The following is a 14,250-nucleotide window of genomic DNA, read 5'->3' as shown; positions in this document are numbered from 1 at the left end:
ATTAATAGGATCATGACAGGAAATTAAATACCCCGTCATTTTGCTGGGGTATTTAACCTGTTTATTAGGCAAGATTCAATGGCATTTAAGATTTTAAACGCACATTCTGCTAGATAATGGGATCAAACTCATCTATTGACTTCTGACGCTTCTGCGCTGCCGCAATTTCTGCGTCGCTGAAATCTTCAACATCAAGCTCTGGCAGCTTCTCAGTACAGACACTACCGCCTAAAGTTTGTACCGCTTGGCACACTTCTTGGACTTTAGAATCCATCAAATGCATATGATCGAGCATCTGACCAATGGCATTAGCAACCGGATCAGGATTATCTGGTGATACCGCGTAAGCATCAAAACCATACTTTTTAGCCATTTCGGTGCGGCGCTGTGAGGTTTCTTTAGACTGCGCCGACGGCGTTGCCACCACTCGACCAGGAATACCTACAACAGTGGTATCTGCCGGTACATCTTTTACTACTACAGAATTTGAGCCGACACGGGCACCGTCGTTCATGGTGATCGGACCTAATATCTTAGCGCCAGCACCAATCACCACATTATTACCTAATGTCGGGTGACGTTTGCCCGCTTGCCAAGTGGTACCACCTAAGGTCACACCATGGTAAAGCGTACAGTCGTTACCGATATTGGCGGTTTCACCAATCACCACGCCCATACCATGATCGATGAAGAAGCGATCACCAATGGTTGCACCAGGATGGATTTCAACCCCAGTTAACCAACGTGAAAAGGTTGATAGACATCGCGCTGAAAGTCGCCAATTTCTCACCCACAGTTTATTGCTTACCCTGTGGATCCAAATCGCCTGCATTCCCGGGTAATTGAATAGAATTTCAATGGTTCCGTTAGCGGCGGGATCTCTATGGTAAATAGAGGCTATGTCGTCTTTCAGTCTTGCGATAACACCCATATAGCTACTTCCTTTTTAGTGCTACTTATCTTTAGTCTCATTTTTAGCGACGACTTTATCAATCGAAGTCAAAATACCGCGCAAGATATTCATCTCTTGGCGTTCAATACGGGTACGGCTAAACAAACGACGTAACTTAGTCATTATCTGGCCTGGATGATTTTTAACGATAAAATTAGTCGACAGCAATGTGTTTTCTAAATGCTCGAAGAAATTCTCACGCTCTCTTGAAGATGGAAAAGCTTCGAGGTTTTCATCATTTTCATCAACAGGTACTGGTTCAACACCGCTTTCAACTTGAGCTAAGTGCGCAACTCGCGCTTCATAACAAATGATTTGCACAGCTTGTGCTAAGTTGAGCGAGGTATATTCTGGGTTAGCCGGAATTGCCACGTGGTAATCACAGCGCTGTAGCTCTTCATTAGTCAGACCGTTATTTTCGCGACCGAATACAATCGCCACTGGACCATTAAGCGCAGACCCCACAAGCTTTTCACCCGCTTCGCGCGGCTCAAGCATCGGCCAGTCCAAGGTACGGCTGCGCGCACTGGTTGCGATAACTAAGCTACAATCTGCAATGGCTTCTTCTACAGAGCTAACTGTTTTCGCATGCTTTAAAATATCTGAAGCACCTGCCGCTAGGGCAATAGAGTGCCCATCAGGCTCTACCTTTGGCTCAGCCAGATATAAAGTGGATAACCCCATGGTTTTCATAGCACGGGCTGTTGAACCTATATTCCCTGGGTGGGAAGTACCGACAAGAACGACACGAATATTGCTGAGCATGAAACTACTTATATTTTCTGAGAGAACACGTGAAAGAATGTTACCACAAGCACCTCATTTTGCTTATACAAAAATCAACATTTGATATAACTGTCAAATAGAGTATAATCCGCCTCCGATAATTTATATCCGTTCTTTTACATCCAGGGGATTTGCAATGCTTCCAATGCATACCATTGCTGTGCGCGCTGCTCGCGCTGCCGGCCAAACTATTGTACGCGCCTATGCGGAACTAGACCGTATAGAAGTCACCTCTAAAGGTGTTAACGACTACGTGACTAACGTAGACAAGGAAGCTGAAGCTGCAATCACGTATCAGATCCGTAAAGCTTACCCTGACCACACAATCGTTTGTGAGGAAAGCGGTGAGAATAAAGGAACTAACAAAGATTACGTTTGGATTGTTGACCCTCTGGATGGCACTAATAACTTCGTAAGAGGTATTCCTCACTTTGCTGTATCTATCGCGATGCAGTTTAAAGGCAAGACCGAAGTTGCAGTTGTTTACGATCCTATCCGTGACGAATTGTTCTCTGCTGTACGCGGTAAGTTCGCTAAGCTTAACGATTTCCGTATCCGTGTTAAAAACACAGATTTGAACGAAACTATCATTGCGACTGGTTTCCCATTCAAAGCTAAGCAACACACTGAAACTTACATGAAATTGTTTGCTGCTGCATTCACTCAGTCTGCAGACGTACGTCGCGCAGGTTCTGCAGCACTTGATCTAGCTTACCTTGCAGCTGGCCGTGTTGATGGTTTCTTCGAAATCGGTCTTAAGCCATGGGATATCGCTGCTGGCGACCTAATCGTACGTGAAGCTGGTGGTACTGTTACTGACTTTACTGGTAACCACAACTACCTAGTGTCTGGCAACATCGTTGCTGGTACACCAAAGACTACGATTGCACTACTTAAGACTTTCCGCCCATTATTGAGCGAAGCACTTAAGCGTTAATTTGCTCTAGTGATATATTTAAACCGCCTTTATGGCGGTTTTTTTATGCCTGTTTTTAGCTCCCACCAAGCATGCCCAGGTTGTCTCCTGCTCTTCTACAGTGTATATCGAGCACATTAACCACTATCGTCATATCATTGTTGTAAGATTATCGGCGGTAAACACCAACACCGTCACGATACAATTAAAAAAATAACACGGCAAAATCGTACAAGCTGTTACCAGTTCGTGTCGCCACACCTCAAAGCGATTACAGACTATATTTAATTTGAAAAGCCCAAAGAAAAAACAAATGCAATTGTGAATGGCATCACATTGATAATGTCACATTATCTCAATTTGCTGATACCCTTTATCAAACGACTGTAATAGGGAATACCATGGATAAAATGTATCGAAAATATGGCATTAGCAGTATTAAAGCCATTGAGCATCTCGTATTAATCATTATTGCCATTTCGACTGTAGTCGCAATTGGCCAAGAAATTAAACATATTTTCGATGTAGGCGCAGTAACACTGGCCGATCTACTTCTACTGTTTATTTATCTTGAAGTACTGGCGATGGTGTCGCACTACGCCGAATCGGGCAAACTGCCTATTCGTATGCCACTGTATATTGCTATCGTGGCGTTAGCTCGTTATCTCATCCTTGATATGAAAGCTATGGACGACTGGCGTATCATTGCGATATCACTATCGACACTGACTCTTGCAGCAACAGTCATAGTAATCCGCTGGGGACAGATAAAACTGCCATACCCGCGTCCTCAAGACGATATCGATTAAACTCAACTGCTAACAGTTAGTTACAATAAATGCCTGAACATCTGTTTCAGGCATTTTTTTATCTACGTTTTTTATCTAGGAAAATTGTCTTAATCTACGTCGACTTAACAATTTTAGCTTTAATTATCTGAATAAGCGTTTTAAGCTAGTAACTAGGCTCTAGAAGGATAAGTCAGTATGGAAAGCTATCAAAAAGAAAGACGCGCGTTGATATGGAGTCAGAGACTGTCAGCATAGCAATACAAAGTGAGGTCGATGTTATCACTAAACCTAGTGATGCCTTATGTATTGACCTCTCTCGTAAAGGGGCACTATTACAATGCCAGCAAGCCATGCCCTTAGGCACCTTAATCGCTGTCACTTTTAATGCAGGCCGAGACAATCAAAATACCGTAAAGGGCCAAGTATGTCGTTGTATTACGGTTGATAAGCAAAAATTTAATGTCGCATTGCAGCTTATCTGAACACCCTTATATGATGCTAAAAAAGCCTGCAGTGCAGGCTTTTTTAGCATTAATTCAATCACAAAATTAGTGATTACAAATTCTATCAGCCGCGGTTTCAATGCCCGCTTCTGAATGAATAAATTTGCCTTTGTTTTCTAAAAATTCAATCAACTCGTCTGCATTCATCTCTGAAGCTGAACACGTGTGATAATACGCTTGCTCACCGAAAGTGGTCTGCATTAACTGCTTTAACGCTTGTTTTGTTATTGATTGACCCTGTGCGAGCATAAGCTCCATCACTTGATGACCATGAACTGACTCTGACATACTTTATCTATCCTTACTCTGCACATACTAACCCGCATATATTAAGCATGTTATACGCTATCTATTACCACAAAACTTTGATCTGCTTAGCAGTCGCACTATTCTTGCTAAAATTTCGTAGGCAGATTTTGGCTAAACGCATAATATTAGCTAACCGAATTAAACTCACCTGCATGCTATGACTTGCCAGTATCTAAGGCGATAGCACCAGCAAGGCATGACTATGAGCCTCTGATGTCACTAATTTTACTGCTAACTCAACAAATGAGCCTTTATATGGTGATCGTTTATCTAGTGAGTAAAACACCATTATTTAAGCTATTTACCGAAGCAGCGACTCGCCTGCCCCATAAAATCTATATCTACTTTATCTTTTCAAGTTTTTGCATCATGGCGACTTATTTCGGCGAACAAACCAATGACGCCATTGCAAACACCCGAGCGATGGGTGCTGTTTTAGGGGGACTTCTAGGTGGTCCCATCACAGGTTTTTTAGTTGGCTTAACCGGAGGTTTACATCGCTACAGTATGGGCGGTTTTACCGATCTCGCTTGCGCTATTTCGACAACCCTTGAAGGCTTATCGGCCGGGTTATTTAGTTATTATTTACGCCGTATTGGTCAGCAAGAGTTAATCTACTCACCGCTAATGGTTTGCATCATCACTTTTATCGCCGAAATTATGCAAATGCTGGTGATTGTCTCAGTTGCGAAACCCTTTGACGATGCTTGGCTATTAGTCCAGCAAATCGCTCTGCCTATGCTAGTGATTAACTCTATTGGTGCGGCGCTATTTATGAGCATTATTCGCGACCAAAAAGCCATGTATGACAAAATGTCATCGGTATTTTCAACTCAGTCACTGCGTATTGCTGAGCGCAGTGTGGGAATACTGTCGACCGGCTTTAATGAAGAAAGCTGCATGCAGGTGGTAAAAATCGTCAAACAAGAAACTCAAGTGGGCGCGGTGGCGATTACTGATACTGAAAAACTATTGGCATTTTGCGGCATCGGTGACGACCACCATATTGCGGGTACACCGATTTCTTCGCAATTAACCCAAGATGCCATAGAACAAGACAAAGTTATGTTCGCAGACGGCGTTAACATGCCCTACTCATGCTCTATCTCAAATGATTGCCGCTTAGGATCATGTTTAGTGATCCCACTTCGTTCTGATGCAGAGGTTATTGGCACAATTAAACTGTATGAGCCGAAAAAGAAACTGTTTCTGAATATCAATCGCAGCTTAGGTGAAGGTTTAGGTCGCCTGCTGTCGAACCAAATTTTATATGGTCGATTCGCAGCACAGCAAAACTTGCTGACCCAAGCCGAATTAAAGCTGTTGCAGGCGCAGGTGAATCCACACTTTTTATTTAATGCTCTTAACACAATTGCTGCAATTATTCGCCGCGATCCCAATACTGCGCGGCAACTAATCCAAAACTTATCTCAGTTTTTACGGATCAACTTAAAACGCACGACAGGGTTGGTTACACTGGCTGATGAACTAGAGCATATCGATTCTTATCTCACCATTGAAAAAGCGCGCTTTATTGACAAACTCACCGTCATTATCGAAATACCGGATAATTTATTACACTTTAAATTACCTGCTTTTACTCTACAGCCCATTATTGAAAATGCGGTTAAACACGGTACATCCAATATGTTAGAACCTGGGGTAATAACGGTTAGAGGCGAGCAATTAGCTGATGCCTCGATACGATTATCCGTTACTGACAATGCCGGCCTTTACCAACCTAAAGCACAAAGCGAAGGATTAGGGATGAATATTGTCGATAAGCGTATTCAAAATATGTTTGGCAGCCAGTTCGGCGTCGCTATCGACTTTAAGCCCGGCGACTATACTAAGGTCAATATTCATCTCCCCATCTTGGAGGCTAACGTTTGATTACTTGCATTATTATTGACGATGAACCTTACGCCAGAGATGAAATAGCCATGTTACTGGAGCAAGAACCCGATATCGAAATTGTTGCTCAGTGCAGTAATGCCGTTGAAGCCATCCAAGCAATCACTAAATTAAAGCCACAGCTGATATTTTTAGACATACAAATGCCAAAAATATCGGGGCTTGAATTAGCGGCTATGCTGGATCCCGATGACTTACCGCGCATTGTCTTTGTAACAGCGTTTGATGAATATGCGATCACAGCCTTTGAAAAGCAGGCTTTTGACTACCTATTAAAACCCATCGATGACAAGCGTTTTGCCAATACCATTGCCAGACTGCGTAAAGATTTAACGCCTAAGGTGTTAACGCCAATAGCCACAGAAAAACTTGCTCATATCCCTTGTTTTAGTGGCAACAAATTAAAAGTTATCGCAACAGAAGCCGTGCAATATGTCTATAGCGATGTTAGTGGTGTCCATGTGGCAACTAAGAATGAGCAAGTACACACACATATGACATTAAGGGTGTTAGCAGAAAAAACCTCACTTATCTATTGTCACAGGCAGTATTTAATTGCTCCCACCGCGATTGCTGAAATTGAAATTCAAGAGGGTGGCGCAGAGGTAACCACTCGCTCTGGTGCAAAAGTTCCCGTATCTAGGCGTTACTTAAAGCAGCTAAAACAGCTGTTTGGCTTCCTCTAAGGAAAAATGGATAACCGCTAAGGTCAGTATGTTGCCACTGACCTTGGTTATTTGACCGCTTAGCTATTTGCCGCTTTCCCACTAAATAAATATGTTTACACTCCCGACCATTATAAGATTGGAGAGTGTTCATTATGTCGTGGTTTTTCCTTTGCGTCGGTCTATTGATCGGTGGTTACTTTATCTATGGTGCATTTGTTGAAAAAGTTTTCGGCATCAATGCCAAGCGCCAAACCCCTGCTTTTACCAAAACAGATGGTGTTGACTATGTCCCCATGTCAAAAGGTAAAGTGTACTTAATTCAGCTATTAAATATTGCAGGTGTCGGTCCAATCTTTGGTCCAATCTTGGGTGCGCTTTACGGACCAGCAGCAATGCTATGGATTGTGCTAGGTTGTATCTTCGCTGGTGCGGTCCACGACTACTTCTCTGGTATGTTGTCTGTACGCAACAATGGTGAGTCTGTACCAAGTCTTGCGGGAAAATACTTAGGTAAAGGCGCGAAGCACTTTATGAACGTATTTGCCATTATCCTACTGCTACTTGTTGGTGTGGTATTTATCTCTGCTCCAGCGGGCCTACTCGGTAAGCTAACAGGTTGGGATGTGAGTATTTTTGTCGGTATCATTTTCTGCTACTACTTAATTGCGACTATCGTACCTGTAGACAAGATCATTGGCCGTCTATACCCATTCTTTGGCGCACTATTAGTATTCATGTCTGTGGGCTTAACCATCGCTTTAATCGTATCAAGCGAGCACAGCTTACTGCCAGGTGTAGAAATCGGCGACTTCCTGACAAATCTTAATCCAAATGATATGCCTCTTTGGCCAGCCCTATTTATCACCATTGCTTGTGGTGCAATCTCAGGTTTCCACGCAACTCAGTCACCATTGATGGCACGTTGTGTTGAAAACGAATCAAATGGCCGTTTCGTGTTCTTTGGTGCCATGATCGGTGAAGGTATTATCGCACTGATCTGGTGTGCTATCGCATTGTCATTCTTTGGTGGTGTTGAAGGTCTAAACGCGGGTATGGCGGGCAACCCTGCAAACGTAGTTTATGAAGCTTCTACAGGACTTCTAGGCGCTGTAGGTGGTTTCCTCGCAGTTTTAGGTGTAATCGTATTGCCTATCACTTCTGGTGACACCGCGTTCCGTAGTGCGCGCCTGATTCTAGCTGAGTTCTTCAAAATGCCACAAACTGAGCTACCAAAGCGCTTAATGTTTGCAATACCATTGTTTGCAGCTGGCGCAGTATTGACTCAAGTGGACTTTGGTGTGATTTGGCGCTACTTCGGCGTCGCAAACCAAGCGACTGCGGTAATGATGTTATGGACAGCATCAGCTTACTTACTGCGTCTAAACAAGTTCCATTGGATCTGTACGATTCCGGCCATGTTTATGACCACAGTAGTGATTAGCTTCCTATTAAGCTCACCAACGCTTGGTGCAGGTTTGCCAATGACGCTCTCTACAGTGGCGGGTGTAGTATCGACCTTGATTGTGACCGCGCTGATTATGGTTAAGACTAAAGGCAAAGGCGACATAGAGTCAGCTGCTGAAGAAGCCTAATTACCAATCTAGACCCACTAAAAAGCCAGTCATTTGACTGGCTTTTTTAATTTGCATTCAGGTGCACCCAACTAAAATATGCTGAGTTGTTCAATTAGCTAAAGTGCTATTCCTGCACGCCCTTAAGTAACTCAGGCTCTACAAGTACCGAGTTATCATTATCTGAGATCCAGATCTGCCCTTCACAAATGTTAAACTGCAGCGACATATTACGTCCCACCAACTGCCCCATTGCTTTAACTGCTTCTTCAGGGATGTTCCAAATTGTTAGGTTGCTATAACGCTCAAGTAGCGGTTCATTTTGCTTCCACCAAATCGGCACACTACGGCCGCCATAGGTAATAAGCTGCACTTGTTTTGCACGGCCGCAAGCTTTACGCAGCCATTTCTCATCGCTTTGGCCGAACTCAACCCATAGGTTAATTTCATCTGATAATGACTTATCCCAAAGCTCTGGCTCGTCATCGACGCACAGTCCTTTACTAAACGTCAGTGAATCACTGGCGTTCATAGCAAAAGCAAGGAGCCTTACCATCATGCGTTCATCGGTTTCTGATGGATGCTGAGCAACCGTTAATTGATGGTCTTGATAATAGCCACGGTCCATATCGGCGATTTGGATAGCGATTTTAAATACGGTAGCTTTCTTAGCCATGAGTGATGTTCACAATAGAATTTGCGCCAAGTTTACCTCAATTTACTGGCGCAACACATGATCACGCCACTAAAAAGTAAATCAGCTGAATAAGCAGAATTAAAAACTTCCTGCCTGCAGATGTTTTGCTGCGGGAAATAGCTTCATTAAATGCGTGATCTCAGCGGTGTCACCATACACTAGGCATGACTCTCCTTTTGCCAGTAACTCGGCAATTGTTGATTCATCATAGTCGTCACTATAGCTTGCGTCGCGTCTTAAGATCTCATTAAGCGCAAACGGCACTGACGCTCGAGAAAAGGTGACTTCTATTTTTTGTAGATATGGCATAGCACCTATTGGCAGTAATTCAGGTGCAGTACCCGAATCAATCAATAAAAGCTCACCCTGCTGTGCTTGCATAGCAAAACTGGCGTCATAATGGCTTAGCGTATCGGCATCAAAGCGGGAATCATTGCGACTAAAGAACTGTTCCCAAAATACGCGTCTTTGCTTAAATACCGGTAGTCGCTGCTGCACCTCTTCACGGCGCTCAGCAATAAAATCAAATAACGGATTTAACGACTGTGGAAGCCAAGATTCTAAACGAGCACGTAATTCTCTAGCATAAACCGGCGCAGCGCCTGCTGTACTTATAGCGATCTGCAAACGACCGCGATCGACAATTGAAGGCGTTATAAAACGGCAGAACTTAGGATTATCAACAACGTTAGCCCAAATACCTTGCTGTTTTGCGAAAATAGCTAGCTGCTCATTAAGCGCGGTATCGGCGGTGCAAAGATATAATAAATCGACTCCATTAATATCAGCTTCAGTCACAGCGCGCAGTTCAAGCGAAATACGGCCTTGCTCTGCATAATTAAGGGTGTCCTGACACGCTTCCATTGCAATCACGTTAATCTGTGCTTGAGTGCGGCTAAGTAAATCTAATTTACGACTAGCAACATCGCCAGCGCCAATAACCAGAACTTGAAGTGATTGTGTATCGACAAACAGCGGAAAATATTGCATTAAACACTTACACCTTTGCGAATAATAGCGAGGTTAATCGACTAATACAGTAGCTTAGTCGTTTTCAATCGGCAATTGTCGCTCAAGCCAAGCTTTATAACCACCCGCTAAGGAGACCACTTTGGTATATCCCATAACCTGAAGGTTATTTGCCGCTAACGCTGAACGATAACCACCACCACAATATAAAACTAAAGGTGTGTCTTTTTCAGGATAAAGCGTTTCAATGTCTCGCTCTATAATACCGCGGCCAAGATGTTGAGCTTTAGGTAAATGGCCTTTTTGCCACTCAGAGTCTTCTCGAACATCAAGTAATGTCCAGCCTGACATTGATTGGTACTGTTCTACATTGACCTCGGTAACCAGAGGTAAAATACTTTCTACTAACGCTAAAAATGCGGGATTATGTTGCATTAACTGTATTTCTCACTGCGTTCGGCACTGCAATTCCAGCAAAGCTCGAAACTCGATTCATTGACTTCATGACAGCTTACACACTTCCACTGTGGACACTGCACATTTAAAGATGCCATTTGGGTTTTAGCTAAATCATATTGACTCTCAGCAACCCATAACTCCACGTTTTGCAGTCCTGTAGGCAGTTCACCAACACCACCTAGCAAGGCTTCGCCTTTAATCTCTACTTGCACACCGCAAGATTCTAACATACCTTTCCAAGTATGAGCTTCTAGCAAATTTCCTGTTGCCACTAAACGTGTTTGCTCTTCCATTTGACTTCCTACTGCTATTTGCTCTACTGGCTCACCTAAAGTCGGCACCGAACTCTCATTAATAAGATGATGTTAAAATAGAGTTCCATGCTACTGCTAAACTATCTAGCCTGTCGAGCGCTGTTTTTTCGAACAGCACACTCAGCCCAGTTAAGTCTATTTTAATAGTTTTTTAAGCTAACAAAACCATTTGCTCAAGAATATTACAGGCATAAAAAAAGCCACCTTGTGGTGGCTTTTCATTAATGCCCTATCACTAAGGCATCAGCGCATCTTGATCTGCGCCTTCTTTTTCAATTTCTACAGGCATCATGTGTTCACGATTGATACCTAGTTTGATTGCTAAGAAACTCGCAACGTAGATTGAAGAAAAAGTACCGACAAAAATACCCATTAGCAATGCTGTTGCGAAGCCATGAATCATGGTGCCGCCTTTAAGGAACAGCGCAACAACCACAACCAAAGTTGTACCCGTCGTAATAATGGTACGGCTCATGGTTTGGGTAATTGAAATATTCACAACTTCTTCCGGTAAGCTCTTACGCAGCTTGAGGAAGTTTTCACGAATACGGTCAAATACTACGATGGTATCGTTAAGCGAGTAACCGACAACGGTCAATAGGCCCGCGAGTACAGTTAGGTCAAACTCAAGTTGTAATACTGAGAATACACCTAAGGTAACGATGATATCGTGTGCAAGTGCCGCAACTGAACCTAACGCTAAGCGCCATTCGAAACGGAATGACACATAGATTAGAATACAGATTAACGCCACTAAAACCGCTAGACCGCCTTGCTCAGCAAGTTCTTTACCCACTTGTGGTCCAACAAATTCAACACGCTTTTGAATTACGGCAGAATCAAGTTGAGTAACAGCAGCCATGACGTCGTTAACTTGATCTTCACTCTTAAAGTCATCTTTAACAGGAAGACGAATAAGTACGTCACGGCTAGAACCGAAGTTCTGTACAACTGCACCGCCAACCGCTTCAGTCACTAAATCACTACGAATAGCATTTAAGTCTGCAGGCTTAGAGAATTCAAGCTCAACAACCGTACCGCCAGTAAAGTCTAGGCCCCAGTTAATGCCTTTAGTCGCTAAACTTGCAATTGAGCCAAGTACCAACACAGCAGAAAAAATACTGATAGGAAGAGCATGGCGTAGGAAGTTGACTGTACCTTTAACATTTAAAACTTGTAACATTATCAACGTCCCCTTAAATAGACAGTTTCTTCACGCGCTTACCACCCCAAATCGCATTCACGATTGAGCGTGTGCCAACAATGGCTGTAAACATAGAAGTGGCGATACCAATCATTAGCGTCACCGCGAAACCTTTAACCGCACCAGTACCGACAGCAAATAAGATCAGTGCCGTCATAAAGGTAGTAATGTTCGCATCAGCAATGGTTGAGAACGCGTTGCCGTAACCTTCATGAATCGCTTGCTGTACGCTACGACCATTACGCAGTTCTTCACGAATACGTTCGTAAATAAGTACGTTACCGTCAACCGCCATACCAACGGTTAATACCATGCCGGCAATACCTGGTAAGGTTAATACCGCGCCCGGGATCATTGACATCACACCAACAACCATCACCAAGTTAGCCGTAAGGGCCAAGTTAGCAATAAGACCAAAACCACGGTAGTAAACCAACATAAAGATAAGCACTACTGCCATACCCCAGATCATGGCTTGCATACCGTTTTCGATATTTTCCTGACCAAGGCTTGGACCAATAGTACGTTCTTCAACAATATAAACTGGCGCAATTAGCGCACCTGCACGTAGTAACAATGCTAGGTTCTGTGCTTCAGCATGCTCAAGACCGGTAATAACAAAGTTACGGCCTAAACGTGCTTGAATAGTAGCAACTGAGATAACTTCCTCAATCTTCTTCATCTTTACGCTACCATCAGCATTCTTTTCACCGGTATCTTTATACTCGATAAATAGCGTTGCCATTGGGTAACCAATGTTATCTTTGGTTACGTTAGAGAAGATCGAACCACCTTTAGCATCAAGGTTAATTGCCACTTGTGGACGACTGTATTCGTCAAAACTTGGTTGCGCGCCTTGAATATGATCACCGGTCAACATAACCGCTTTCTTCAAGACAACAGCACCACCGCCACGACGTTCGTAAAGCTCTGAACCCGCTGGAACACGTCCGCTCATAGCAGCTTGAACATCGGCTTTTTCGTCAACCATATGGAATTCTATCGATGCTGTCGCACTCAAAATTTCTTTTGCGCGGGCAGTATCTTGAACACCTGGTAACTCAACGATAATACGTTCAGCACCTTGACGTTGCACTACAGGTTCAGCAACACCTAACTCGTTTACACGGTTACGTAGTGTAGTGATGTTCTGTTGTAGTGCTTCTTCTTTAACTTGCTGTAAATACGTTTCGCTTGGATTTGCAACAAGAACATAGTCTTCACCAACAGTCTTGTCTACGAAGACCATGTCATTGCTACGAGACTTTAGGAAGCTTTCAGCTTTTGCCAAAGTCTCGGCATCACGAAATTTGATTTCGATGCCTTTGGCGCCATTGCGAATACCCGCGTAGCGAATTCTCTCAGCTCGTAAATCCGTTCTGAAGTCAGCGACTTTGGCTTCGGTCATCTTACGAATCGCTTCACCCATGTCCACTTCCATTAAGAAGTGCACACCACCGCGTAAGTCTAAACCTAGCTTCATTGGTGAACCACCCATGGCTTCTAACCATGCTGGAACCGCTGGTGCTAAGTTTAATGCTACGGTGAACTTGTCGCCTAACGCCTCACTAATGGCTTCTTTAGCAACAAGTTGTGCTTCACCATTATTGACACGTACTAACAACTGACCATTTTCAAGCTCAGAACGCTTAACAGCGATACCTTTGCTCTTTAATACTTCATTTACTGTCGACATCGTCGACGCTGAGACCTCGGCTCCTCGTGTGGCAACCACTTGAACTGCGTGGTCTTCACCGAAAAGGTTTGGTATCGCATAGAATGCACCGACGGCGATAACGAGTATCACCATCAGGTTTTTCCACATCGGGTATTTATTCAACACGCCTTTGCCCTCTTGGCTTAAAGTGACTTAATAGAGCCTTTTGGCAATACGGCCGCAATATAATCCTTCTTAATCGTGATTTCACTTGTCTCGTTGATAGTCAACAATACGTAATCGTTTTCATCACTGATTTTTGCGATCTTACCTAGAATACCGCCGCTTGTTAGCACTTCATCACCTTTGCTCAAAGAGCTCATAAGGTTCTTGTGCTCTTTTACACGCTTAGACTGTGGACGGAAAATCATAAAGTAAAAAATTAGGCCAAAAATGACCAACATGAAAATCAGTTCCATGGTACCACCAGCGCCACCAACAGGTGCATCAGCTGCATATGCGTTTGAAATAAACATAGTA

General features: G+C 43.5%; 16 protein-coding genes. 6 read left to right on the top strand and 10 right to left on the bottom strand.

Annotated features, from left to right (window positions below; translation table 11 throughout):
* Positions 1-109: 109 nt before the first annotated feature.
* Positions 110-931, bottom strand: coding sequence for a serine O-acetyltransferase (cysE, locus tag L2748_RS11645; RefSeq protein ID WP_220781751.1), 822 nt, complete (start codon positions 929-931; stop codon positions 110-112).
* 21 nt (positions 932-952) lie between these two features.
* Positions 953-1,717, bottom strand: a complete 765-nt coding sequence (gene trmJ, locus L2748_RS11640; RefSeq protein WP_220781750.1) for a tRNA (cytosine(32)/uridine(32)-2'-O)-methyltransferase TrmJ — start codon at positions 1,715-1,717, stop codon at positions 953-955.
* A 157-nt stretch (positions 1,718-1,874) separates the two neighbouring features.
* Between trmJ and suhB the strand changes: the two genes are divergently transcribed.
* The 3 genes from suhB to L2748_RS11625 all read left to right on the top strand — a co-directional run bounded on the left by suhB (position 1,875) and on the right by L2748_RS11625 (position 3,927).
* Entirely contained in the window at positions 1,875-2,675 is an 801-nt protein-coding gene (gene suhB, locus L2748_RS11635; protein WP_220781749.1) for an inositol-1-monophosphatase, read from the top strand.
* A gap of 380 nt (positions 2,676-3,055) precedes the next feature.
* Positions 3,056-3,463 carry a phosphate-starvation-inducible protein PsiE gene (locus L2748_RS11630; protein WP_220781748.1) on the top strand — a complete coding sequence of 136 codons (408 nt, stop codon included), beginning with the start codon at positions 3,056-3,058 and terminating at the stop codon, positions 3,461-3,463.
* Between the two features lie 212 nt (positions 3,464-3,675).
* A complete protein-coding gene (locus L2748_RS11625) occupies positions 3,676-3,927 on the top strand; it encodes a PilZ domain-containing protein (RefSeq protein WP_220781747.1) in 252 nt (83 codons plus the stop codon).
* 66 nt (positions 3,928-3,993) lie between these two features.
* Here the strand turns inward: L2748_RS11625 and L2748_RS11620 are convergent, their stop codons facing one another.
* Positions 3,994-4,236, bottom strand: a complete 243-nt coding sequence (locus L2748_RS11620; protein WP_220781746.1) for a YecH family metal-binding protein — start codon at positions 4,234-4,236, stop codon at positions 3,994-3,996.
* A gap of 234 nt (positions 4,237-4,470) precedes the next feature.
* Between L2748_RS11620 and L2748_RS11615 the strand changes: the two genes are divergently transcribed.
* The 3 genes from L2748_RS11615 to L2748_RS11605 all read left to right on the top strand — a co-directional run bounded on the left by L2748_RS11615 (position 4,471) and on the right by L2748_RS11605 (position 8,431).
* Entirely contained in the window at positions 4,471-6,150 is a 1,680-nt protein-coding gene (locus L2748_RS11615; protein WP_220781745.1) for a sensor histidine kinase, read from the top strand.
* A complete protein-coding gene (gene btsR, locus L2748_RS11610) occupies positions 6,147-6,857 on the top strand; it encodes a two-component system response regulator BtsR (protein ID WP_220781744.1) in 711 nt (236 codons plus the stop codon). Before L2748_RS11615 ends, btsR begins: the two co-directional genes overlap by 4 nt.
* Positions 6,858-6,991: 134 nt before the next feature.
* On the top strand, positions 6,992-8,431 hold the full coding sequence (locus L2748_RS11605; protein ID WP_220781743.1) for a carbon starvation CstA family protein: 1,440 nt from the start codon (positions 6,992-6,994) through the stop codon (positions 8,429-8,431).
* A 106-nt stretch (positions 8,432-8,537) separates the two neighbouring features.
* On the opposite strand, the gene L2748_RS11600 is transcribed toward L2748_RS11605, so the two are convergent.
* The 7 genes from L2748_RS11600 to yajC all read right to left on the bottom strand — a co-directional run bounded on the left by L2748_RS11600 (position 8,538) and on the right by yajC (position 14,246).
* Positions 8,538-9,086: a YaeQ family protein gene (locus tag L2748_RS11600; protein WP_220781742.1), complete on the bottom strand. Its 549-nt coding sequence runs from the start codon at positions 9,084-9,086 to the stop codon at positions 8,538-8,540.
* A 99-nt stretch (positions 9,087-9,185) separates the two neighbouring features.
* Positions 9,186-10,097 carry a precorrin-2 dehydrogenase/sirohydrochlorin ferrochelatase family protein gene (locus L2748_RS11595; RefSeq protein ID WP_220781741.1) on the bottom strand — a complete coding sequence of 304 codons (912 nt, stop codon included), beginning with the start codon at positions 10,095-10,097 and terminating at the stop codon, positions 9,186-9,188.
* Between the two features lie 54 nt (positions 10,098-10,151).
* Positions 10,152-10,511 carry a rhodanese-like domain-containing protein gene (locus L2748_RS11590; RefSeq protein ID WP_220781740.1) on the bottom strand — a complete coding sequence of 120 codons (360 nt, stop codon included), beginning with the start codon at positions 10,509-10,511 and terminating at the stop codon, positions 10,152-10,154.
* Entirely contained in the window at positions 10,511-10,828 is a 318-nt protein-coding gene (locus L2748_RS11585) for a putative signal transducing protein (RefSeq protein ID WP_220781761.1), read from the bottom strand. The genes L2748_RS11590 and L2748_RS11585 overlap by 1 nt, the downstream gene beginning before the upstream one ends.
* Before the next feature lie 256 nt (positions 10,829-11,084).
* On the bottom strand, positions 11,085-12,032 hold the full coding sequence (gene secF / locus L2748_RS11580; protein ID WP_220781739.1) for a protein translocase subunit SecF: 948 nt from the start codon (positions 12,030-12,032) through the stop codon (positions 11,085-11,087).
* 13 nt (positions 12,033-12,045) lie between these two features.
* The gene (gene secD / locus L2748_RS11575) at positions 12,046-13,896 is read right to left on the bottom strand and encodes a protein translocase subunit SecD (RefSeq protein WP_220781738.1); all 1,851 of its coding nucleotides are present in this window, start codon (positions 13,894-13,896) and stop codon (positions 12,046-12,048) included.
* A 17-nt stretch (positions 13,897-13,913) separates the two neighbouring features.
* Positions 13,914-14,246, bottom strand: a complete 333-nt coding sequence (yajC, locus tag L2748_RS11570; protein ID WP_012154722.1) for a preprotein translocase subunit YajC — start codon at positions 14,244-14,246, stop codon at positions 13,914-13,916.
* Positions 14,247-14,250: the final 4 nt, after the last annotated feature.

The sequence above is a fragment of the Shewanella sairae genome (assembly GCF_023283535.1).
Taxonomy (GTDB): Bacteria; Pseudomonadota; Gammaproteobacteria; order Enterobacterales; family Shewanellaceae; genus Shewanella; species Shewanella sairae.
This window is presented reverse-complemented; position numbering and strand designations above follow the sequence as displayed.